The organism is Ruegeria sp. O4, assembly GCF_056535125.1.
This window is the reverse complement of the sequence record NZ_JBQERO010000010.1, coordinates 1-20729: the sequence shown is the minus strand read 5'-3', so window position 1 is coordinate 20729 and position 20729 is coordinate 1. Positions and strand designations below refer to the sequence as shown.

Annotated in this window: 24 protein-coding genes; 10 read left to right on the top strand and 14 right to left on the bottom strand. The window is 59.3% G+C overall.

Going from position 1 to position 20729, the window contains the following annotated elements:
• Positions 1–368 precede the first annotated feature (368 nt).
• Genes ACR0J7_RS12435 through ACR0J7_RS12405 form a run of 7 tightly spaced genes read left to right on the top strand, consistent with a single transcriptional unit; the run spans position 369 to position 6862 of the window.
• Positions 369–1583: a glycosyltransferase family protein gene (locus tag ACR0J7_RS12435; RefSeq protein WP_480870821.1), complete on the top strand. Its 1215-nt coding sequence runs from the start codon at positions 369–371 to the stop codon at positions 1581–1583.
• Positions 1580–2827: a glycosyltransferase family 4 protein gene (locus tag ACR0J7_RS12430; RefSeq protein ID WP_480914443.1), complete on the top strand. Its 1248-nt coding sequence runs from the start codon at positions 1580–1582 to the stop codon at positions 2825–2827. Before ACR0J7_RS12435 ends, ACR0J7_RS12430 begins: the two co-directional genes overlap by 4 nt.
• Positions 2827–3903: a glycosyltransferase family 4 protein gene (locus ACR0J7_RS12425; RefSeq protein WP_480832673.1), complete on the top strand. Its 1077-nt coding sequence runs from the start codon at positions 2827–2829 to the stop codon at positions 3901–3903. Before ACR0J7_RS12430 ends, ACR0J7_RS12425 begins: the two co-directional genes overlap by 1 nt.
• Positions 3900–4484 (top strand): histidine phosphatase family protein, encoded by a 585-nt coding sequence (locus ACR0J7_RS12420; RefSeq protein WP_480914440.1) that lies wholly within the window; start codon positions 3900–3902, stop codon positions 4482–4484. Before ACR0J7_RS12425 ends, ACR0J7_RS12420 begins: the two co-directional genes overlap by 4 nt.
• Entirely contained in the window at positions 4481–5623 is a 1143-nt protein-coding gene (locus tag ACR0J7_RS12415; RefSeq protein WP_480914438.1) for a glycosyltransferase family protein, read from the top strand. Before ACR0J7_RS12420 ends, ACR0J7_RS12415 begins: the two co-directional genes overlap by 4 nt.
• Positions 5620–6375, top strand: coding sequence for a polysaccharide deacetylase family protein (locus tag ACR0J7_RS12410; protein WP_480914436.1), 756 nt, complete (start codon positions 5620–5622; stop codon positions 6373–6375). Before ACR0J7_RS12415 ends, ACR0J7_RS12410 begins: the two co-directional genes overlap by 4 nt.
• A gap of 10 nt (positions 6376–6385) precedes the next feature.
• Entirely contained in the window at positions 6386–6862 is a 477-nt protein-coding gene (locus ACR0J7_RS12405; RefSeq protein ID WP_480488318.1) for a class I SAM-dependent methyltransferase, read from the top strand.
• Here the strand turns inward: ACR0J7_RS12405 and ACR0J7_RS12400 are convergent, their stop codons facing one another.
• Positions 6863–8005, bottom strand: a complete 1143-nt coding sequence (locus ACR0J7_RS12400; RefSeq protein ID WP_480488320.1) for an alpha-D-ribose 1-methylphosphonate 5-triphosphate diphosphatase — start codon at positions 8003–8005, stop codon at positions 6863–6865.
• 52 nt (positions 8006–8057) lie between these two features.
• On the opposite strand from ACR0J7_RS12400, the gene ACR0J7_RS12395 reads away from it, so the two are divergent.
• Positions 8058–8741, top strand: coding sequence for a DUF1045 domain-containing protein (locus ACR0J7_RS12395; protein WP_209505313.1), 684 nt, complete (start codon positions 8058–8060; stop codon positions 8739–8741).
• On the opposite strand, the gene phnN is transcribed toward ACR0J7_RS12395, so the two are convergent.
• The 8 genes from phnN to phnG are packed head-to-tail and all read right to left on the bottom strand — an operon-like array spanning position 8723 to position 14319.
• Entirely contained in the window at positions 8723–9271 is a 549-nt protein-coding gene (gene phnN, locus ACR0J7_RS12390; RefSeq protein ID WP_480900193.1) for a phosphonate metabolism protein/1,5-bisphosphokinase (PRPP-forming) PhnN, read from the bottom strand. The genes ACR0J7_RS12395 and phnN overlap by 19 nt on opposite strands.
• Positions 9268–9951, bottom strand: coding sequence for a phosphonate C-P lyase system protein PhnL (phnL, locus tag ACR0J7_RS12385; RefSeq protein WP_480585888.1), 684 nt, complete (start codon positions 9949–9951; stop codon positions 9268–9270). The genes phnN and phnL overlap by 4 nt, the downstream gene beginning before the upstream one ends.
• A 22-nt stretch (positions 9952–9973) precedes the next feature.
• Positions 9974–10744 (bottom strand): phosphonate C-P lyase system protein PhnK, encoded by a 771-nt coding sequence (phnK, locus tag ACR0J7_RS12380; protein WP_480914434.1) that lies wholly within the window; start codon positions 10742–10744, stop codon positions 9974–9976.
• The gene (locus ACR0J7_RS12375; protein ID WP_480914432.1) at positions 10741–11601 is read right to left on the bottom strand and encodes an alpha-D-ribose 1-methylphosphonate 5-phosphate C-P-lyase PhnJ; all 861 of its coding nucleotides are present in this window, start codon (positions 11599–11601) and stop codon (positions 10741–10743) included. The genes phnK and ACR0J7_RS12375 overlap by 4 nt, the downstream gene beginning before the upstream one ends.
• A complete protein-coding gene (locus tag ACR0J7_RS12370; protein WP_480484063.1) occupies positions 11598–12194 on the bottom strand; it encodes an HAD family hydrolase in 597 nt (198 codons plus the stop codon). The genes ACR0J7_RS12375 and ACR0J7_RS12370 overlap by 4 nt, the downstream gene beginning before the upstream one ends.
• Positions 12191–13282, bottom strand: coding sequence for a carbon-phosphorus lyase complex subunit (locus ACR0J7_RS12365; RefSeq protein WP_480538658.1), 1092 nt, complete (start codon positions 13280–13282; stop codon positions 12191–12193). The genes ACR0J7_RS12370 and ACR0J7_RS12365 overlap by 4 nt, the downstream gene beginning before the upstream one ends.
• Before the next feature lie 3 nt (positions 13283–13285).
• Positions 13286–13861: a phosphonate C-P lyase system protein PhnH gene (gene phnH, locus ACR0J7_RS12360; protein WP_480914430.1), complete on the bottom strand. Its 576-nt coding sequence runs from the start codon at positions 13859–13861 to the stop codon at positions 13286–13288.
• A complete protein-coding gene (phnG, locus tag ACR0J7_RS12355) occupies positions 13861–14319 on the bottom strand; it encodes a phosphonate C-P lyase system protein PhnG (protein ID WP_267365721.1) in 459 nt (152 codons plus the stop codon). Before phnG ends, phnH begins: the two co-directional genes overlap by 1 nt.
• A 103-nt stretch (positions 14320–14422) precedes the next feature.
• Between phnG and phnF the strand changes: the two genes are divergently transcribed.
• Positions 14423–15133, top strand: coding sequence for a phosphonate metabolism transcriptional regulator PhnF (phnF, locus tag ACR0J7_RS12350; protein WP_480484067.1), 711 nt, complete (start codon positions 14423–14425; stop codon positions 15131–15133).
• Positions 15134–15332: 199 nt separating this feature from the next.
• On the opposite strand, the gene phnE (ACR0J7_RS12345) is transcribed toward phnF, so the two are convergent.
• The 4 genes from phnE (ACR0J7_RS12345) to phnC form a co-directional block, all read right to left on the bottom strand.
• On the bottom strand, positions 15333–16700 hold the full coding sequence (gene phnE / locus ACR0J7_RS12345; protein WP_480914428.1) for a phosphonate ABC transporter, permease protein PhnE: 1368 nt from the start codon (positions 16698–16700) through the stop codon (positions 15333–15335).
• Positions 16697–17578 (bottom strand): phosphonate ABC transporter, permease protein PhnE, encoded by an 882-nt coding sequence (gene phnE / locus ACR0J7_RS12340; RefSeq protein ID WP_480559835.1) that lies wholly within the window; start codon positions 17576–17578, stop codon positions 16697–16699. The genes phnE (ACR0J7_RS12345) and phnE (ACR0J7_RS12340) overlap by 4 nt, the downstream gene beginning before the upstream one ends.
• A 65-nt stretch (positions 17579–17643) precedes the next feature.
• Entirely contained in the window at positions 17644–18546 is a 903-nt protein-coding gene (gene phnD / locus ACR0J7_RS12335) for a phosphonate ABC transporter substrate-binding protein (RefSeq protein ID WP_480538665.1), read from the bottom strand.
• 67 nt (positions 18547–18613) lie between these two features.
• Positions 18614–19435 carry a phosphonate ABC transporter ATP-binding protein gene (phnC, locus tag ACR0J7_RS12330; RefSeq protein ID WP_267365713.1) on the bottom strand — a complete coding sequence of 274 codons (822 nt, stop codon included), beginning with the start codon at positions 19433–19435 and terminating at the stop codon, positions 18614–18616.
• A 163-nt stretch (positions 19436–19598) separates the two neighbouring features.
• Between phnC and rpe the strand changes: the two genes are divergently transcribed.
• Positions 19599–20288, top strand: a complete 690-nt coding sequence (rpe, locus tag ACR0J7_RS12325; protein WP_209598264.1) for a ribulose-phosphate 3-epimerase — start codon at positions 19599–19601, stop codon at positions 20286–20288.
• A 250-nt stretch (positions 20289–20538) separates the two neighbouring features.
• Here the strand turns inward: rpe and ACR0J7_RS12320 are convergent.
• Positions 20539–20729, bottom strand: a 191-nt coding sequence (locus ACR0J7_RS12320) for an EF-Tu C-terminal domain-related protein (RefSeq protein WP_480488341.1), incomplete at its 5' end; no start/stop codon positions are given.

The following is a 20729-nucleotide window of genomic DNA, read 5'->3' as shown; positions in this document are numbered from 1 at the left end:
CGATATTGGTCAGATTACAGAAGCGTTTCAAGCAGTTCAAATACTCGCATCGAACCGTCTCAATATCGTGTTTGGACGTGTTCTTGGCGCACTCTGATGAGCGCAGGTGTTTTCAATCTTTCAATAATTGAATATGACCAAGCAAAGGTTTCTGGTCGGCCTCGATTGTCTTCATCGTTCTCATTAGGCGATCTTGTCTGGCGGTGGTGCGATATGTCGCGAAACAGTCAATACGCTGTTGCCAAATCGCAATGCTTGAAACATTTGCAAGTGCGCAAATCCGCCTTTGGCAAGCGTGGGATTGAAATATACAGTAACGCTTGCGAACGCGCGGATTTCGCTCTGGGATCAAGAAGACGGGCAACACTATGAGCCTTGGCACAACCAATTCTAAACCGGACCGCGCGCCGCGTATCCTGTTTTACAGCCACGACACGTTCGGTCTGGGGCATTTGCGCCGGTCCCGCGCCTTGGCTGCGGCAATCACGCAGGCGGACCCAAGCGCCTCGGCGCTGATCCTGACGGGTTCGCCCGTGGCAGGCCGTTTTACCTTTCCCCGCCGCGTTGACCATGTGCGCCTGCCCGGTGTGACCAAGCGCGCGGACGGATCGTATGCCGCGCGTACAATCGGAATGGGGATCGACGAAGTAACCGAATTGCGCGCGGGATTGATCCAGACTGCGGTTCAGCAATTCGACCCCGACGTGTTGGTCGTCGACAAGGAACCGACAGGGTTCCGGGGTGAGCTGGTGCCGACACTGAAATACCTTGAACGCCATTGCGGAACGAAACTGGTTCTGGGTCTGCGTGATGTGCTGGACGAACCCGAAGTACTGGCCGCCGAGTGGGCGCGCAAAGAAGCCATCGAAGCGACCGAGCGGTTCTATCATGAGATTTGGGTTTATGGATCACAGTCGATCTATGACCCGACGCAAGGCTTGCCGCTAAGCGCGTCAGCGCGATCCCGCATTCACTGGACGGGATATCTGCGCCGCGACCTCGGCCCGATCGGGGAACCGCCTCAGCAACCCTATATCCTGATCACACCCGGCGGCGGGGGCGATGGCAAGGCGTTGGTCAACCTCGTCTTGTCCGCCTACGAGAAAGACCCAGACCTGTCGCCGCGTGCCGTGCTGGTCTATGGCCCATTCCTGTCGGGTGAATTGAGGAATGAATTCGAAGCACGGGTTGCCGCATTGAATGGTCGTGTAACCGCGGTTGGATTTGAATCGCAGATCGAAACGCTGTTTGCCGGGGCCGAAGGCGTGGTCTGCATGGGCGGCTACAACACGTTTTGCGAGGTCCTGTCCTTTGACAAACGGGCCGTCATCGTTCCACGCACCACACCCCGTCTGGAACAGTGGATACGGGCCTCACGCGCAGAAGAGCTGGGGCTGGTCAAGATGCTGGACGAACAACGCGACAGCCTGACACCCGACGCAATGATCCGTGCCATCCGCAACCTGCCGCACCAATCAGTGCCGTCGCAGGCCATCCAAAGCGGATTGCTGGATGGTTTGGACTATGTCACCGACCGCATTGACAGCCTGCTGACACGGGAACAGAAACGAGCCACTGGATGAACTCGGCCTCTCCCAATCTGGCGGTTGTGGTCAAAGGCTGGCCGCGACTGTCCGAAACATTTATCGCGCAGGAACTTGTTGCCTTGCAGGAAGCCGGGCACCGATTTGACATCTGGTCTCTGCGCCATCCGACCGACACCAAACGTCACCCTTTGCACGACCGTTTCGCAGGGCAGGTTCGCTATCTGCCGGAATACCTGCATGAAGAGCCACAGAGAGTGTGGGCGGCCCGCGCTGCCGCCCAGGACCTGCCCGGCTATGCCGAAGCCTACAAGATCTGGCGGCACGACCTGCGCCGCGATCCCACGCCGAACCGCATCCGCCGCTTCGGGCAAGCATGTGTTCTGGCCGCTGAGTTACCCGCCCAGACGCAGGGGCTCTATGCCCATTTCATGCACACCCCCTCGTCGGTCGCCCGGTATGCGGCCATCATGCGCGGTCTGCCATGGAGCTTTTCTGCCCATGCCAAGGACATCTGGACCTCGCCGGATTGGGAAAAGAGTGAAAAGCTGCAGGCCGCAACGTATGGGGCCGCTTTCGGGGCCACCTGCACGGCAATCGGCGCGGAACACCTGCGCAGCCTCGCTGATGACCCCAACCGCGTGGAGCTTATCTATCACGGTCTGGACCTGTCGCGCTTCCCCGAACCGCCAAAACGCAGGATACGCGCCGCTGGCGATCCGTTTCACATGATTTCCGTTGGACGACTGGTTGAAAAGAAGGGCTTTGACCGTCTTATTGCGGCCTTCACACTGCTGCCGGAAAACCTGAACTGGCATTGGACCCACATTGGCGGCGGGGGTCTTGGGGACACTCTGCACACACAGGCGCGCGCTGCTGGTATCGCGAACCGCATCACCTGGAGGGGGGCCTGCGATCAGCCGGAGGTGATCGAAGCCATGCGCAGGGCCGACCTGTTTGTCCTGCCCAGCCGTATTGCTGCGGACGGGGATCGTGACGGATTGCCGAACGTGTTGATGGAAGCCGCGTCCCAGCTATTGCCGATCCTGTCGACACCGGTTTCGGCCATCCCGGAATTCATCCAATCCGGAACGCATGGCGTATTGTCTGATGACGACCCGGCTGCATTGGCTTCGGCCATTTCAGCTCTGGCCGCTGATCCGGAAACGGCAGCAACTATGGCGCGTGCAGCCTATGACCGTCTGATTGCAGATTTTCGAATGGACCCTGGTATTGCACGGCTGTCGGCACGGCTGAAAACCCTGAGCATGGAAGACGCGTAATGGCGCGGGTTGCGTTTTATGCGCCAATGAAATCCCCCGGCAGCCAGAAACCCTCAGGCGACCGCGAAATGGCGCGAAACCTGATGCTCGCCTTGGCGGCGCAAGGGGATAAGGTCGAACTGGCCTCGGACCTGCGCATCTATGACAAGAACGCGGACCGGGACCTACAGCAAACCCTTGTTCGCGCGGCTGAGAATGAAGCACAGCGGCTGAACGCCGAGTTGCCCTTTGATACAGATCTTTGGGTGACTTATCACAATTACTACAAAGCACCCGACCTGCTGGGCCCCAAGATCTGCCGGGCGCGCGGCATTCCGTATGTGCAATTGGAAAGTACGCGCGCATCAAGCAGGCTGAACGGGCCGTGGGCCGATTTCGCCCAAGCGGCGCATCAGGCGTGTGATGCAGCGGATATCATTTTCTACCACACAGCCAATGACCTGATTACGTTGGAACGGGACCGTTTTGGCAAGCAGGCACTGGTTGAATTGCCGCCATTTCTGCCTGAAGCCGTGTTGCCTGTGGCAACGACCGGGGACGGCCCCATGCTGACTGTCGGAATGATGCGGCATGGGGACAAGCTGGCGTCCTACCGGATTTTGGCCGAAGCCCTTTCGCACCTGACATGTGACTGGAACCTGAACATCGCGGGGGACGGTCCGGCGCGGCCGGATGTTGAAGCGTTGATGGTGCCGTTCGGAAGCCGGGTGCACTTTCTGGGCCAGCTCGACCGGGCGGCCTTGCAGAAAATCTACCAACACGCATCCCTGCTTGTCTGGCCGGGCGTGAACGAAGCCTATGGGATGGTCTATCTCGAGGCGCAGGCGACAGGCCTGCCCGTGATCGCACAGGACCGCCCCGGCGTTCGGGATGTGCTGGCACCTGCGGTTTACCCATCGGTTGATGCTGGGGCCAAAGGGCTTGCTGATCACATGCAAAACCTGCTGGAGGATACCGCGCAGCGCCGTGCGCTTGGGGCGAATGCGCGCAGCTATGTGGCACGGCGCCATCTTATGCCTCAGGCGACCGAGCGATTGTGGGCGCATCTACGGCCCTTGTTGAAGGATGTATCATGACCCGTCTTGCACTGCTTCGCCACGGGCATACCCACTGGAACCGCGTAGGGCGCATTCAGGGGCGCAGTGATATTCCACTGGATGACGACGCGCGGTCTGAACTGGCCGGGTATCGCTTGCCTGACCCATGGGCCGCCGCTGATATCTGGTCCAGCCCGTTGCTGCGCGCCAGTGAAACGGCGCGGATCGTGTCTGGGCGCGCAACGAAAACCTCGGACGCGCTGATTGAAATGAATTGGGGCGACTGGGAGGGGCTTCGAGGTGTCGACCTGATCGCCGATGAAACCAGCGGGTATCGCCATATCGAAGACTGGAGCTGGGATTTTCGCCCGCCTCACGGTGAAAGCCCTGCCGAGGTTTGGACCAGGCTGCGCCCCTGGGTGTCCGGACTGCGACAGGATACAGTCGCGGTCTGCCATATTGGCATCATGCGGGTCATTCTCGCCCAGGCGTGGGGTTGGGATTTTGATGGTCCCGCCCCCTTCAAGATCAAGCGCAATCGGCTGTATATCGTTGAAATGGACACAATGACCGCAGACCCGGACCCCGCTCGCCTGATCAAACATGGGCCGATGCCATGAAGGTGATGATCGTTGTCACGCACCTTTTGGGAACAGGGCATCTAAGCCGGGCCCTGACGTTGGGCCGGGCGTTCCGGGATGACGGCCACCAAGTTATGGTCGTCTCGGGCGGGATGCCTGCGCCTCAACTGGACAGCAGCGGGGTAACCCTGTTCGGTTTGCCACCGCTCAGATCAGATGGAACCAATTTCACCCGGCTTCTGACTGAAAGCGGCGTCGAGGCTGACGCGGATTATCAGCGCGCGCGTGTGACAGCCATGGTGCAGGCGGTAAACAGCTTTCAGCCGCAAATCCTGATAACCGAGCTTTACCCCTTTGGTCGCCGGTCTCTGGCGGCGGAATTCGACGCGGCCCTGAATGCGGCACGGGCCCTGCCTCGGCCTCCGGTCATCCTGGGATCGATCCGGGATATTCTGGCCCCTCCTTCCAAACCTGCCAAGGCCCAGCGGACAGAAGATATCGTCACCCGCTTTTATGACGGCATTCTTGTTCACTCGACCGAAAGTGTCACACCGCTTTCGGTCAGTTGGCCGGTGTCGGACCGATTGGCGGAACGGTTGCATTATACCGGCTTTGTTGCGCCTGAGTTGCCTCAACCGCATCCTGATGCCGTTGGGCAGGGCGAAATCCTTGTCAGTGCCGGCGGCGGTTCTGTGGGCCAACCGATCTTTCGCGCGGCCATCGAGGCCGCCCGCCAGATGCCCAACAGGTGCTGGCGCCTGCTGGTCGGCGGGACGGATGCCAAGGCGAGAATAGACGAGCTGTCCCAAATGGCTGATGGAACCTCGGCAATTCTGGAACCCGTGCGCCCGGATTTTCGCCAGATGCTGCCCCATGCGGCTGCATCGGTCAGCATGTGCGGCTACAACACCGCCATGGATATTCTGCAAAGCGAAACACCCGCTGTTTTTGTCCCGTTCGATGATGGCAAAGAGGTTGAACAGGGGCTGCGTGGGCAAAGCCTGTCGAGTTTGCCAGCCATCGAGGTGCTTCTCAGCCGAACCCTGAGCGGGCAAGCATTGGCGCAGGCCGTAGAGCGTGTCATTTCAGATGGACCCCGCGCACAGCAGGATTTTGGATTTGATGGCGCGGCCCAAACGGTGGAGATCGCCAAGCACCTGCTGGAGCGGCGTAAATGAACCCGGACTGGCACCCACTTGAGGTCGAGCTGACCCATTGGCGTGCAGCGGGCCTGTCGCTTCCGCTGTGGTGGCGAGACGATGACGCGATCGCTCCGACATCGCGGTTGGATCGCCTGTCCGGTCTGGCCGCACAGTTGGGCCTGCCGGTACATCTGGCCGTCATTCCCCATGCGGCAACCCCTGCGCTGGCTGACTATGTTGCGCGCGGCGAAACTCTCATCCCTGTGGTCCACGGGTGGTCCCACAAGAACCATGCGCCTGCCAGTGAGAAGAAAGCCGAGTTTCGTCTCAACCGTCCGCTGGACGAGGTTGTTGCGGATGCTGCGGCAGGATTGTCATGCCTTGACGCCTTGTTCGGCAACGCCCTGCGGCCGATGTTTGTCCCTCCGTGGAACCGCATTGCACCAGAAGTCATCGAACACCTTCCGTCACTGGGATACCGCATTCTTTCCACGGCAACGCCCCGCAGAACGGAAATGGCGGCTGCGGGGCTTGAGCAGGTCAACACACATCTTGACCCGATTGACTGGCGGGGTTCACGCGGTCTGATCTCTCCGGATCGCCTGATCGCGCAGACAGTCAACCTCCTGCGGGACAGGCGCGAAGGCCGCGCAGACAACGCCGAGCCTTTTGGAGTATTGACCCATCACCTGGTCCATGATCAGGACATCTGGGCCTTTACCGAGGCGCTGCTGAAACATCTGCTGGACGGTCCTGCCACACCCTGGGTCGCACCAAAGAACGAATGAGGACATCGTCATGAGCCGACTGGATTCCATGCTGCGCCGATTGACGGCTCAGCGCGACGGGCTGAACTGGGCAGCCGAACAGATCAGTGACCAAACTGGCGACGTGCTGGATATGGGGCTAGGCAATGGTCGCACCTATGACCACCTGCGAGAGATCCTGCCGAACCGCCGGATCTGGGTGATGGATCGTGTGCTGCAATGCCATCCTGACAGCACGCCACCGGCCGAAGATTTCCTGCAAGGCGAAGCTGAACCCATGCTGCGGAGGCTGATGGCCGAGGGGCACAGGATCGCATTGGCTCATTATGATTTCGGACGCGGCATCAAACACGAAGATGTGGCCGAAGCCGCACGCCTCAGCCCGTTGATCGCGCAAGTCATGCAGCCCGGTGGGTTGTTGATTTCCGGCCAGCCCCTTGTCGGCTTCAACCAGATCAAAGGGCCCGAGACGATCGCACCGGACCGTTACCTGTTCTATACAGCCTGATCACGCCACACGGCGACCGCGCGCCCAAACCGAGTTGAGGGCTGGCACACCCGCGCGCATCCGGAAACGGATAACATCGGCGCGGGCATTGGCGCGCAACTCGCCACGATCCTCCAGCCCGGCGGCCTGCGCCGGGGCCAATGTGACGGTCTTCATCCCACGCGCCATATCGCCCCACATTTCACCCAGCATGACCGCAGACAATAACAAGGCCGACGGCACGTAATCCGAGGACATTACGTCCAGATGCCCAAGCTCGGCCAATTCTCGGGCTGCAACATTCCCGGAATGAGAGCTTCCGCGAACAACGTTTGGCGCACCCATCATGACCTTGATGCCGCGATCATGGCACGCTCGTGCGGCCTCAACCGTTGTGGGGAACTCAGCCAGCCGAATGCCGTGACCCGCCGAGACCTTCACCTGATCTTCGGTCGTATCGTCATGACTGGCAAGAACGGCTCCAAATCGGCGCGCGGCTTTGACGGTTTCGACCTCGTGCACATCACCGTTGCGATCCCGAAGGCCTTTCAGCTGGGCTACATGCTGAAAGAACGTATCATCGTCCATGGCATATTTTCCCTTCAGATAGGATTGCAACTTGCCCATGTCGCGAAACTGACGCTGGCCGGGGGTGTGATCCATGATGGACACAAGACCAACCCTGTCCTCGGGTCCAAACTCGTCCAGTTCTTCGATCAGTGTCTCGGAACAAACCTCTGCACGCAAATGCAGGAAATGGCTGATCTTAAGCGCATCCTGCTCGCGCAGATCCCACAACTCCCGCGACAGGCCGCGTGCATATTTTCCGTACCGTCCGGCGCCGGACGGGATCGAACCAACCCGCATCGCATCGAACACACTTGTGATCCCCACGCTGGCCAGTTCCGCGTCATGGGCCAAAATGGCGGCAGCATGGGGCCAATGCACGTTGGGGCGCGGCTGAATATGGCGTTCAAGATTATCCGTGTGCAACTCGACAAGACCGGGGCTGACATAGTCGCCTTCGCAATCTATCGCACCAGCGGGAACTGCACGCCCGGTGTCGATTTCGATGATAGTGTCACCTGCTATTCGAACACAACCGATCACGGTTTCATTCGGCAACACAAGCGTGGCATTGGCAAGGATCAAGTCTTCTGTCATCTGAACTTTACGCAATCTGAGGTATTGGAAGGCCACTTAATAGGAGGCCAATGTGACATTCACGCGATACGCGATCTATTTTGCGCCACCCGCCGGGGTGGCCTGGACGGAATTTGCAACCAGCTGGCTGGGCTGGGACATGGCAAAGGGAACGCAGGTCGCGCATCCGATCATGGGTGGCATCGACATAGCGACCATCACTGAGGTGCCGCGCAAATACGGGCTGCACGCGACCCTGAAACCGCCGTTCCGGTTGCGCGACGGCCTGACCTTTGACGCATTGCATCAGGCGTGCATTGCGCTGGCTGCAACTCGGCAGCCCATCACACTCGACGGTCTGGAAATTACCCGTCTTGGACGTTTTCTGGCCCTGTGCCCGCTGGGTGAAACGCAGGCGCTGAATGCGTTGGCCGCGGCCTGTGTTCGCGATCTCGACCGGTTTCGCGCACCTGCCACTCAGGCCGAACTGACGCGCCGCCGCGCCGCGGGACTGACCCCCGAGCAGGACGCTAATCTGACCCAATGGGGCTATCCCTACGTGCTGGACGCGTTTCGATTTCACATCACGCTCAGCGGTAAACTGGACAAACCAACCCTCAGGGCAACCCAAGAAGCACTGCACACCCATCTGAGCCCCTTGCTGCCGCAACCTTTCCAGATCACTGATCTTGCCCTGATGGGCGAGGCGGAAGAAGGGCGGTTTCACCTGATCCATCGCTACGCGCTTTCCGGTTGAAGACAGCGCAGGATTTCGGCGACCGTGTCTTCCAGCGCGCCGGAATTGTCGACTTCGATGACCCGGTTCAGACCATCCGGCAACTCCGCGTTGGCGCGACACATCCGCCGCGCCTGCTCGTCTGCGCTTTCCCGTCCCCGAGCGGACAGGCGCCGCGCTAAAACTCCGACATCTGCCGTCAGAGAGATCACAATAAGATCTCCAAACACCTTCTGCGCCTGCAAAAGAATCTCACGGGAAAGATTGACCAGAACCGCATTCGCCCCATGACGCTGTCGCAAAATCTCGGCCGGGATACCGTAGAACAGTCCGTGCGCAGGCCAGCTGAGGGCAAAAGCGCCTGCCAGTTCCATCTGCTGGAATTCTGCAACCGAAACCCGGTCAAAATCCTCGCCTTCTTCGCCTGCGGGGCGGGTGATCACCCTTCGCACCCGCCGGACGCCAGGCACCTGTGCCTCCAACGCTTCCATGACGCTGTCTTTGCCAACGCCCGAGGGGCCAACAATCGCTATGACAGGGGCAAGTGTCATGCCGCCAGTCCCGGCGTGAAGTCAGCGACATTGACTTCGCGGTCACAGACACGCTCACGGGCATCGAAGTCGTGGAATATCCCGACAATCGCCGCGCCACTCCCTTTTGCCTCTTCAATCAGCGACAACACGGTTTCGCGGTTCTGCGCATCCAGGCTCGCCGTCGGTTCGTCCAACAACATCGCCGGGTAGTCATGCGCAAAGCCACGTGCAATGTTCACCCGCTGCTGTTCGCCGCCCGAAAAGGTTGTAGGGCTCAGGGTCCACAAGCGCTCAGGAATGTTCAGCCGCTTCAGCAACCCGGCTGATTTCTCCAGCGCCTCAATTCTGTCGCAACCCACGGCCAGCAAAGGCTCTGCCACAACGTCCAGCGTCGGCACACGCGGCACGACCCGCAGGAATTGACTGACATAGCCCAGCGTTTCCCGGCGGAGGGTCAAGATCTGGCGCGGCTCGGCTTTTGCCACGTCCAGACCTCCAACCAGCACCTGACCAGAGGCCGCCAGGTAGTTGCCATAAATTACGCGCATCAGCGTGGACTTGCCCGCGCCAGACGCCCCGGTCAAAGCAACGCACTCACCCGGTTCAACCCTCAACGACGCGCCTTCCATCACCGGGATAACAGCACCGCCCTGATTGTGTAGGGTAAAGCTTTTGCTCACATTGATCAGTTCAATCATTGCTTCACCTTTTCCCAAATACTCAAACCTGCAGAACGCTGGACACTAGCAGTTGCGTATAGGCGTGTTGGGGATCATCCAGCACCTGATCGGTCAGCCCGGCCTCAACCACATGACCATCCTTCATCACCATCAACCGGTCGGCCAACAGACGCACCACAGCAAGATCATGGGTCACGATGATCGCGCTCAGCCCCATTTCACGCACCAAGCCGCGCAAGAGGTCCAGTAATCGCGCCTGAACCGAGACATCCAGCCCCCCGGTCGGTTCGTCCATGAACACCAGTCGCGGGCCAGTCACCAGATTACGGGCGATCTGCAAACGTTGCTGCATCCCGCCCGAAAACGCGGTGGGCCGGTCATCAACGCGCGCCGCCTCGATCTCGACCCGGCCCAGCCAGTCAATGGCCTTGTCTCGGATGTCACCATAGTGGCGCTCGCCCACGGCCATCAGCCGTTCACCAATATTGCCTCCGGCACTAACTGACATCCGCAGCCCGTCACGTGCATGCTGATGCACAAAGGCCCAGTCGGTACGGCTCAACATCCGGCGTTCGGGCTCCGACATGGTCACCGTATCCACCGGTCCGTTCGCGCGCGTGTCAAAGATCACCTGCCCCGCATCGGGCACCAGATGACCCGCCAAACAATTCAGCAGGGTCGACTTGCCCGAGCCACTTTCGCCCACGATGCCCATCACCTCACCGGGGTAGAGATCAAAAGTAACATCCGCGCATCCGATCCGCGCACCATAGAGCTTTTCGATGCCGTTGACCTGCAACAGGGGGGTCATGCTGCGTTCTCCTCGGCCAAGCGGCCCACATGGCCGGCCGCGCGGCGCGACCGGCAATAATCAGTGTCCGAACAGACAAACATTCGGTTGCCCGCATCATCCAAAATGACTTCATCCAGATAGCTGTCCTCGGCCCCGCACAGGTCACAGGGATGATCGGCCTTGGTGGCCTCGAACGGGTAATCCTCGAAATCGAGGCTCACGACCCTGGTATGTGGCGGCACTGCGTAGATGCGCTGCTCGCGCCCGGCACCGAACAGCTGGATTGCATCCATTGCAAGCTTCGGGTTGTCGAATTTCGGGATCGGGGACGGGTCCATCACATAGCGGCCAGACACTTTCACCGGATAGGCGTAAGCGGTCGAGATCGCCCCGTGCTGGCTGATATCCTCATATAGCTTCACATGCATCAGCCCATATTCTTCAAGGCTGTGCATCTTGCGTGTCTCGGTCTCACGCGGCTCGAGGAAGCGCAGAGGTTCCGGAATCGGCACCTGATAAACGATAATCTGATCTTCGCGCAGCTTCGCCTCGGGGATGCGGTGGCGGGTCTGGATCACCGTCGCCTTCTCGGTTTCCTCGGTCGTCTCCACACCTGCGGTCTTTTCAAAGAACTTGCGGATCGACACTGCGTTGGTCGTGTCATCCGCACCCTGATCGATGACCTTGAGCGTATCCTCAGGCGTCAGCGTCGCGGCCGAGACCTGCACCCCTCCGGTGCCCCAGCCATAAGGCATCGGCATTTCACGGCTGGCAAAGGGCACCTGATACCCTGGAATAGCCAGGCCCTTCAGGATGGCCCTGCGGATCATCCGTTTGGTTTGTTCGTCCAAATATGCAAAGTTGTACGCGCTCATAGCAGTCCCCGCGCAGTTAAGGCTACTTCAAAGGCCTGAGGGCTGGTAAAATGTATGGCGTCCATGCCAACGGCGCGGGCTCCATCCACGTTTCTTGGGCTATCATCGACAAAGATACAGTTCTGAGGGGAAAGATCGGCCCGGTCGCACATCCGACGGAAAATCTCGGGCTGCGGTTTCAAAAGCTTTTCCTGACCTGACACTACGGTCACGCCAAAGACCTCGCCCAGCTCAGGATGCACACCAACACCAACGGGCCATGTTTCCGCTGACCAGTTGGTGATCGCATGAACCGGGGTGCCCTGTTCTTTCAAACGATGGAGCAATCGCCAAGTTCCCTCGATCTTGTGTGGGACGGTCATGGCATAGCGCTCAACATAAGAACTCAGACGTCGCTGGTCGTCAGCATCTTCCAGTTCAGCAGCCAGATCAGCGAAATCCTCACCGCCATCGGCCCGCAGATTACGTTCGGGGAAATCGATACGAGTGAGAAACTCTGCCACCGCCTCGCGGCTACCCATCTCATCCAGCCATGCCAAATGCGGATCCCACTGGATCAAAACGTTGCCGATATCAAAAACGACAGCCTTCATTCCGCAGCCTCCTTTGACGTGATCCGCGCGTCAGCCTCGCGGCGCAGTTTGCGGACCAGTTCAAGCTCGGACTGAAAATCCACGTAATGCGGCAGCTTGATGTGTTCGAGAAAACCGGTCGCCTGAATGTTGTCCGCGTGGCTCAGAACAAATTCTTCATCCTGCGCAGGCGCGCCCAGATTGTCTTCGCCCAGTTCCTTCCACCGCAGCGCGCGATCAACCAAGGCCATCGCGATGGCTTTTCGTTCGGATTGACCAAAGACCAGACCATAACCGCGCGTGAACTGAGGCGGCTCGGTTTTTGAACCCTTGAACTGGTTCACCGTCTCACACTCGGTCAGTTCGACCTCGCCGATATCTATGGCAAAACCCAACTCGGGGATGTCCATTTCAACAGCAACCTTGCCGATCCGCAATTCACCCACAAACGCGTGGTTGCGTGCGTAACCGCGCTGGGTGGAATAAGCCATGCCCAGCACGAAACCCTCATCCCCGCGTGTCAGCGATTGCAGGCGCAACGGGCGATTGGCGGGGAATTCCATCGGTTCGCGCGTCAGGTCGCCGGGGTTGTCATCACTTGTCGGCTCGTCCTGAATGAGGCCCTCGTCTTTCAGGAATTCAGTGATATGCGGCGTCGGTTCCTGCCGCGCTGAACCTTCCGGAACTTTCGGGACATCACCATCCGCGGCCAGTTTGAAATCCAGCAAACGATGGGTATAGTCGAACGTCGGCCCCAGAACCTGCCCACCGGGTGCATCTTTGAACGTGGCCGAAATCCGACGGTCGCAGGCCATCTCACCTGTTTCGACCGGATTGGAATGGCCAAAACGCGGCAGCGTGGTGCGATAGGCGCGGATCAGAAAGATCGCCTCAATCAGATCGCCCCGCGCCTGCTTTATCGCCAGCGCAGCCAGGTCGGGGTCATATAGCGAGCCTTCCGCCATGACCCGGTTCACTGCAAGGCTTAGCTGTTCGCGGATCTGTGCAAGGCTCAGTTCTGCCACATCGGTCGCGCCCCGGCGTTCTTCGGCCAGCCAGGCGTGGGCGTTCTCGATGGCTTTTTCACCCCCTTTGACAGCAACATACATCGCTTACGCCTCCGACGTGATCTGCGTGCTGCGTGGCAGGGCCGCAACCCTGTTGCCGCAGGTAAAAAAGAAATCGCACCCCAGAGGATAGAGCATCGCATTCCCCTGAAGCGCCGGGATACCCGGCAGAGACAGGCGCGCGGTCTTTTTGATGCCGGGGCCGCTCAGAACGGTACCGCTCTGCTCCAGCCGGTCGCATTCCACTATCAGGGTCGCAGAACGATCCGGGTATTCCGGCGTTCCGATGCGATAGGCGTTAAGCGGCCCCAATGCGTCCCATGTGCCAACGGCAAAATCAGCCTTTGCAGCGGATACGAGCGGGGCGCCCGTGTGAAATGTCAGCCAATTGCGGATTGCGTCGGTATCGGTGCCTCCGGCCAGGTGAACCCTGGTTTCGGGGTCGCACAGCGTCAGCAGCAATGTACCGGCCGCCACGGAAAGGGGTGCTGGAGGTTCGCCTCCCGACAGGACGTGTATGTCGCCCGGGCGTGCCATGACGGTCATCGCAGCGCGGAACGCATGTGCGGCATCGACAGGTGCGTTTTGAAAGCCCCCGGAAAACTGTGTTTGCGCGGCCATCAATCTTCCCCCCGAACCAGCGTGAAAAACTCAACCTTGGTGGCCGCTGCCTTGGCCGCGCGTGTGCTTTTGACCGCCTGCATTTGCTGCTGAAGCGGGTCGAGCAGCCGCGCCTGCACCTCATCTGCTGCCCCGGTCTGCATCATCGCATCAATCAATGCTGCGGCTTCGGCCTTGGGTTTCGATCTACCCTGAACATAACCGTGACCAACCGTTCCATCCTGCAACACCACAGAACAGCGCGTGACCGTCATTTCGCCCAGATTGAACGGTGCTCCGGTGCCGCCGGTGCGACCACGCACCATCACGCTCCCGACCTCGGGGCGGCGCAGCCAGTCAAAGCTCGGGCGGGTCTCAATCCCGTCCCACAAGGTCATCAGGGTGTCGTCAGGTGCACGGGCCAGCAAACCCATCCAATCCCTGCGCGCCCCGGTCGCGATTTCTGTCTGATCTGTCATCAAAGCCTCTTGGCCGGGTTGTCTATTTGAACTATACAACTAGACAAATATTAACCTGCGTGTGCGCAACACGCAATCTCCAACTGTGTGAAGATTTGGTGACATGAGCAAAACGCCGATCTGGAAAAGCATTGCCCTGCGCCTGACCTCGGACATTGCCGAAGGGCGGTATCAAACCAGTGACCGCCTGCCGACCGAAGCGCAGCTGGCCGCCAAATACGGTGTCAACCGCCACACAGTGCGGCGCGCGTTGGCTGACATGTCGGAACAAGGTCTGGTTCATGCCCGGCGCGGTGCGGGCGTTTTTGTGGCGGCGCGGCCAACCGACTATCCGATTGGCAAAAGGGTTCGATATCACAAGAACGTCTCGGCCAGCGGCAAGATACCGGGAAAGAAAATCCTGGCCCTGACCACACGGGCGGCAGATGAAGCCGAGGCCGAAGCACTGGGTCTGAGCAAAGGGAACCCGGTGCATGTCTATGACGGGTTATCGCTGGCGGATGGGCAGCCCATAGCCGTTTTTCAAAGTGTCTTCCCGGCAGAACGCTTTCCAAACCTGTTACAGGCGCTGACCGAGACCCAGTCAGTAACAAAAGCCCTGCAACGTTGCGGCATCGCGGATTACACCCGCATCTCGACCCGATTGACCGCGCGCGGCGCGACAGCAACGCAAGCCCTTCATCTGCAACTGACCGAAGGTGCTCCGGTGCTGTTTTCGGTCGGTGTCAACGCGGACCCGGACGGCGCACCCGTCGAATATGGCCGAACCGTCTTTGCTGGTGAGCGTGTCACGCTGACGCTGAACGAAGAGTAAACCACTATCCCTGCCGCTCGATCTCGACCTCCTGCCGGAGGTCTCATCCCGTTGGGCGTGGCGCGAAATCCGGATAAACTGCCTTTGGGCCGACGTTATCCGGCAATCGGATGAACGGTCGTGCAAAAGCTCTGTGACACTTTTTCAAACGGTTGCGCCGCACTGAACCGCGCTGTTTTCTTGTCCTTCCAATCCCGGTTCAGGGCAACAGGAACGGTTTGGGATCGGGTGTGCGCGGCCTGTGCTTTTTACCCGACTCGCCCTGGATCAGACGGCGGCGCAGCCAGCCCGAAAACCAATCCATCAGCATCACCATCAGAATGATCAGGATGATGTAGTAGGCGACCTCTTCCCAGTCTTTCTGCGTGATGATTGCTTGCGTCAGCAGCAAGCCAATACCGCCCCCCGTGATTGCACCGATCACCGTCGCACTGCGGGTGTTGGATTCGAGAAAGTACAAAAGCTGGCTCAGCAAAACAGGCGTGACCTGAGGGATAACGCCGAACCGATACCGTTGCGGGGCGTTCGCACCCGTGGACTGCACACCTTCGATCTGCTTCTGATCCACGTTTTCCAACGCTTCCGAGAATATCTTGCCGAATGTCCCGGTGTCCGTCACCAGAATGGCAAGCCCACCGGTCAACGGGCCGGGGCCAAAGGCGCGGGCCAGAACCACAGTCCAGATCAACGCGTCTACGCCGCGCACAAAATCGAATACACGCCGTATCGCAAAGCGGATGGATGTCATCCGGTTGAAATTGCGCGTCGCAAGGAAGGCCAATGGCAGGGCCACAATCGCCGCGCCAAACGTGCCCAGAAATGCCATCAGCATCGTCTCGAAGATGGCCCACGCCACATCCTGATGGCGCCACATCTTGTTGGTCCAGAAATCATTAAAGATCGCACCCGCCTCGCCCGATACCGCGCGTCCGGCCAGTTCCGGGAGGGACTTGCCGAAATAAGGACTGTCCAGCGTGAACCAGAACAGTTCCCACCCCGTGAAATAGCGAAATACCTCAGACCGGTTGCGGGTGACAGTCAAACGACCTGCGTCCGTGGTCACAGACAGCCGGTTTTTAGAGACATTGATCCACTCCGGAATCTCGCCCTCCGGCAACTCGGCCTGCACACCGGCCGAACGCGTGGGCGTCGCGCGAATGGTGCCATAGCCGGGAATGTCATATTCCACCGTCTGCGCACCGAAACGCACCACATGGCCCTTTTCAAGGTCGATCACGGTCGTCTCGCCCAGTGCCACCCACTCCGGCGCCTGACCCTCAGGGTAAGCGCCCTTGCGCTCACCCTCGATGGCGACAGACACTTCACCGGTGCGATTATCCCGCGCGACATGCGTTTTGTAGCTATAGCTGTCTGCCACCAGCGTCTTGCCATTTGCCCAGTTTGCGCGCCCCACAAGGCCCGACACGTCAAAAGCAAAGAAGACATAGACCAGATAGACGAAAACCAGAGCAGGCAACCCGAAATTCATCAACCTTTTGCGGTTGAACAAGCGATCTGCTTCGGCTTTGAGGTCATCAACAGTCAAATTGGTTGCGAAAGTGCTCATGCCAAAGCTCCTTTTTCCGAGCCGTGGGTCAGACGGTCGCGAAGGTAGCCAGACAGCTGGTCGACGACCACGATTGTAACGAACAGAAGAATGAAGATGGCCGCGGCTTCGTCATAACGCCCTTGCCCCCAGGACATGGCATTGCGCAGCTCGTAACCCAGACCGCCCGCCCCGACAAATCCAAGAATGGCCGAGGCACGGATATTGATCTCGAACCGTAGCAGCGCATAGCTGACATAGTTCGGCCCGACCTGCGGGATCACCCCCAGATACATCCGCTGTGACCAGTTGGCACCGACAGAATGCAGCCCTTCCACCGGTTTCAGCGAGGCATTCTCGTTCACTTCGGAAAACAGTTTGCCCAATGCGCCAGCTGTGTGAATCGCAATAGCGATCATCGCGGGAACCGGGCCACCGCCCAGAATGAAGATCAGAACCAACGCAATCACGATCTCGGGAATGGCGCGGCAGATGTCTGATATTCGGCGAAACAGCGGGATAAATGACGGCCACAGCGCCATGCCGCGTGTCGACATCAGGGCGAGAAACGTCCCGACAATTGTGCCAACAAGCGTCGCCGCCGCCGCGATGTTGATTGTCTCGACCAGAGCCGGGAAGAACGAGACCAAATTGGCTGGCATTTCAGCAATCTTTTCCCACGCCTCGGACAGAACCTCTGTGGGGTAATCAAGAATACGGTGCCAACCATCGACAAAGCTGCCGGCATTCCGGTTGTCAGCTGTGCGAAACCCTGCCGCCATCAACGACAGGAACAGGATCAGGAGGATGCCGCCATAGACCCGCTTGCGTCGTGTCATCGCTGTATAGTCGTTGCGGATCTGATCGACGGATAAGGACCCTGCGGTAAGGTCTGTCATGGAATGCTCCTGAAGAAAAACGGGGTCCGGTACATCACCAGACCCCGATCATTGGATATTCAGTTTTAGTTGGACTTCAGCTTGCGCGCTTCGATGATGACCTCGTAGGCCTCATGCGTGATAGGATCAAAGCTCTTGGCTTCACCCGCAGCCACACCATAGAAGCATTCGCGGTCTTTTTCATCCAGCGTGTTCCACAATTCGGTAACCTGAACTTTGACATCCTCGGGCAGAGCCTTGCGCAGTACAACCGGGCCTTCCGGGATCGGTGCCGATTTCCAGATCTCGACCAGATCGTTCATGTCGACCAGACCAGCATCCACAGCGCGGCGCAGCGCGCCCGACTGATAGCCGTCTTCCCACTCGCCGAGACCATCAGCCCAGGTCACACCGCCATCAACGTCACCGTTGTTCACCGCAACGATGGTCTGCTCGTGACCGCCGGTGAATTTCACCTCAGCAAAATAGTCACCCGATTCCATGGTTGCTCCGGTGGCCTGGGGAATCTCGATCGACGGGATCAGATAACCCGAGGTCGAATTCGGGTCACCAAAGCCAAAAACCTTGCCCTTCATGTCCTCAAGCGAGGTAATACCGCTGTCCTTGCGTGCAAATCCAACCGAGTAATAGCCGTAGCCGCCATCGGTGTTCACCTTGACCAGTACCGGCTCAACCGCTTCGGGGTCGCTCAGATAGGTTTTGGCATAGCCCGACGCACCCAGCCAGGCGACATCAATCGTGCCGCCCAGCAGCCCCTGAATCACTCCGTTATAGTCGGCAGGGGCAAAAAGTTTGGTCGGAACGCCCAACAGTTCCTCGGTGTATTCGCGCAGACACTCGTTTTTGCTCATCCGGTCCTGAGCGTTCTCTCCACCCAGAATGCCGATACGAAACTCGCTGATTTCTTCAGCCATGACCGGTGCGGCCAGTGTTGTGGTTGCGACCAAGGCAGCAATCAGTTTTTTCATCTCTCTCTCTCCAGTTTGATAACCCCGGCCTCTCATCGGGCCGGGCGATGAAAGGGGTTGGGACGGCTCAGATGGTTGCTTCTGCTTCCATCAGCGCCTTTCGCGTGGCGTCGAGCGTTTCGATTTCCGTTGATGTCGCTTCTTCCGAAAAGCTGGCATCGGCACCATAGATTTCGCGGGCAACGCCCGTGGTCAGTTGCTCGGGCAGCCCGTCGAACACGATACGCCCGTCGCGCATCCCAACCACGCGGTCGCAATAGCGACGTGCAGTGTCCAGTGTGTGCAGGTTGGCGATAACGGTACGGCCATCTTCTTCGTGGATGCGGCGCAGCGCCTGCATCACCACCTGTGCGTTCATCGGGTCCAGCGAGGCAATTGGTTCATCCGCCAGAATAATCCTCGGGTCCTGCATCAGAGCCCGCGCAATCGCCACGCGCTGTTGCTGGCCGCCCGACAAGGCCTCGGCCCGTTTCGGAGCGTGTTCCGCAATCCCCAACCGGTCCAGGATGTCGATGGCACGGTGAATTTCATCCATCGGGAACAGGTTGAACATAGCGGCCAGCGTCGAATGACGGTTGAGCGTGCCATGCAGCACGTTCGAAACCACATCCATGCGCGGCACCAGGTTGAACTGTTGGAAAATCATCGCACAATCGGCCTGCCAGGCGCGTTTGTCACGGCCTTTCAGTTGGGTGATGTCCCGGCCTTCAAACAGGATTTCACCTTCGCTGGCATCCGTCAGGCGGTTAATCATCCGCAGCAGGGTGGACTTGCCCGCGCCCGACCGTCCGATGATCCCGATCATGCATGGCTTGTCCACATCCAGCGTCGCGGCATTCACGGCAACATTGTCACCAAAGCGTTTGGTCAGTTTCTTGATACGCAGCACGTGCCACCCCCAATTCATGTTGGCGGACTGCTACAGATGCCGTTCAACGGATATGTGTCAGCGTAGTGAAAGTTTTGTAACGGCACGACACGTGCGGGGGGTATCCATCGCCCCGCCTCACGGGTATACGCATCCGCGACTCTTCAGCTGATACGAGGCCAATATGAGCTTTGACCGCACCATCAAGATCGCGCCGTCCATTCTGTCCGCCGACTTTGCCAATTTCGGGCAAGAAATTCAGGCCATCGAAGCGCAGGGCGCGGATTGGGTCCATGTTGACGTAATGGATGGCCATTTCGTCCCGAACCTGACCTTTGGCCCGCCAGCCGTCAAAGCGTTCCGCCCGCATGTAAAGACGGTCATGGACGTGCACCTGATGATCACGCCGGTCGATCCATACATCCAGGCCTACGCTGATGCAGGCGCCGACATTCTGACCGCGCATGTCGAGGCAGGGGCCCACACCCACCGCACGCTGCAGGCGATCCGCGCCGCGGGCATGAAGGCAGGCGTGGCCCTGAACCCGGGCACCCCGGCTGAGGCGGTCGAACATCTGCTGGACCTCACCGATCTGGTCTGCGTCATGACCGTGAACCCCGGCTTTGGCGGCCAGAAGTTCATCGACATGACTGGCAAGATCCGCAAATTGCGCCAGATGATTGGTGACCGCCCCGTGCATATCGAGATCGACGGCGGTGTTGATCCCCAGACAGCGCCCCTTGTTGCCGCAGCGGGGGCTGATGTGCTGGTGGCCGGGTCTGCCGTGTTCAAAGGCGGATCAGTTGATCGGCCCGAGGTTTACGGTGAGAATATTCGGGCCGTACGGGCCGCAGCTGAAGGCGGGTTGGGCTGATCTGCCAACTCGCGACTGCATAGTTGGCTTTATCCGCAAAACTGAATTTCGTTGAACTCATCGGGCGGGACACACCCCGCCTTGATGTTCTTGTTGCGGCCTTCATTAGGGTCACAGACGCGCCGGGCTGAAGCCCGGCCTACGAGTCGGTCGAAGGCCTTCGATACAATAACTTACAAAAAAGGCCGCCCCTTTATGGAGCGGCCTTCGTTTGTTCACCGATGTGCCGGGCTGAAGCCTGGCCTACGGATTATTCTACGATCTTCGACACGACGCCGGCGCCGACGGTGCGGCCGCCTTCGCGGATGGCGAAACGCAGGCCGTTTTCCATCGCGATCGGGGCGATCAGCTCAACGCCGAACGACACGTTGTCGCCGGGCATGACCATCTCGGTGCCTTCCGCCAGGGTCACGGTGCCGGTCACGTCAGTGGTCCGGAAGT

Bases quoted from the DNA above. Each gene is read 5' to 3' on its own strand.
- rpe (WP_209598264.1), top strand. From the start codon at position 19,599: ATGAGCTTTGACCGCACCATCAAGATCGCGCCGTCCATTCTGTCCGCC.
- ACR0J7_RS12410 (WP_480914436.1), top strand. From the start codon at position 5,620: ATGAACCCGGACTGGCACCCACTTGAGGTCGAGCTGACCCATTGGCGT.
- ACR0J7_RS12375 (WP_480914432.1), bottom strand. From the start codon at position 11,601: ATGAGCGCGTACAACTTTGCATATTTGGACGAACAAACCAAACGGATG.
- phnE (WP_480559835.1), bottom strand. From the start codon at position 17,578: ATGACAGACCTTACCGCAGGGTCCTTATCCGTCGATCAGATCCGCAAC.
- phnF (WP_480484067.1), top strand. From the start codon at position 14,423: ATGAGCAAAACGCCGATCTGGAAAAGCATTGCCCTGCGCCTGACCTCG.
- ACR0J7_RS12405 (WP_480488318.1), top strand. From the start codon at position 6,386: ATGAGCCGACTGGATTCCATGCTGCGCCGATTGACGGCTCAGCGCGAC.
- phnH (WP_480914430.1), bottom strand. From the start codon at position 13,861: ATGGCCGCGCAAACACAGTTTTCCGGGGGCTTTCAAAACGCACCTGTC.
- ACR0J7_RS12435 (WP_480870821.1), top strand. From the start codon at position 369: ATGAGCCTTGGCACAACCAATTCTAAACCGGACCGCGCGCCGCGTATC.
- phnK (WP_480914434.1), bottom strand. From the start codon at position 10,744: ATGACCCCCCTGTTGCAGGTCAACGGCATCGAAAAGCTCTATGGTGCG.
- ACR0J7_RS12400 (WP_480488320.1), bottom strand. From the start codon at position 8,005: ATGACAGAAGACTTGATCCTTGCCAATGCCACGCTTGTGTTGCCGAAT.
- ACR0J7_RS12365 (WP_480538658.1), bottom strand. From the start codon at position 13,282: ATGTATGTTGCTGTCAAAGGGGGTGAAAAAGCCATCGAGAACGCCCAC.
- phnL (WP_480585888.1), bottom strand. From the start codon at position 9,951: ATGATTGAACTGATCAATGTGAGCAAAAGCTTTACCCTACACAATCAG.
- phnN (WP_480900193.1), bottom strand. From the start codon at position 9,271: ATGACACTTGCCCCTGTCATAGCGATTGTTGGCCCCTCGGGCGTTGGC.
- phnG (WP_267365721.1), bottom strand. From the start codon at position 14,319: ATGACAGATCAGACAGAAATCGCGACCGGGGCGCGCAGGGATTGGATG.
- ACR0J7_RS12420 (WP_480914440.1), top strand. From the start codon at position 3,900: ATGACCCGTCTTGCACTGCTTCGCCACGGGCATACCCACTGGAACCGC.
- ACR0J7_RS12425 (WP_480832673.1), top strand. From the start codon at position 2,827: ATGGCGCGGGTTGCGTTTTATGCGCCAATGAAATCCCCCGGCAGCCAG.
- phnE (WP_480914428.1), bottom strand. From the start codon at position 16,700: ATGAGCACTTTCGCAACCAATTTGACTGTTGATGACCTCAAAGCCGAA.
- phnD (WP_480538665.1), bottom strand. From the start codon at position 18,546: ATGAAAAAACTGATTGCTGCCTTGGTCGCAACCACAACACTGGCCGCA.
- ACR0J7_RS12430 (WP_480914443.1), top strand. From the start codon at position 1,580: ATGAACTCGGCCTCTCCCAATCTGGCGGTTGTGGTCAAAGGCTGGCCG.
- ACR0J7_RS12415 (WP_480914438.1), top strand. From the start codon at position 4,481: ATGAAGGTGATGATCGTTGTCACGCACCTTTTGGGAACAGGGCATCTA.
- ACR0J7_RS12370 (WP_480484063.1), bottom strand. From the start codon at position 12,194: ATGAAGGCTGTCGTTTTTGATATCGGCAACGTTTTGATCCAGTGGGAT.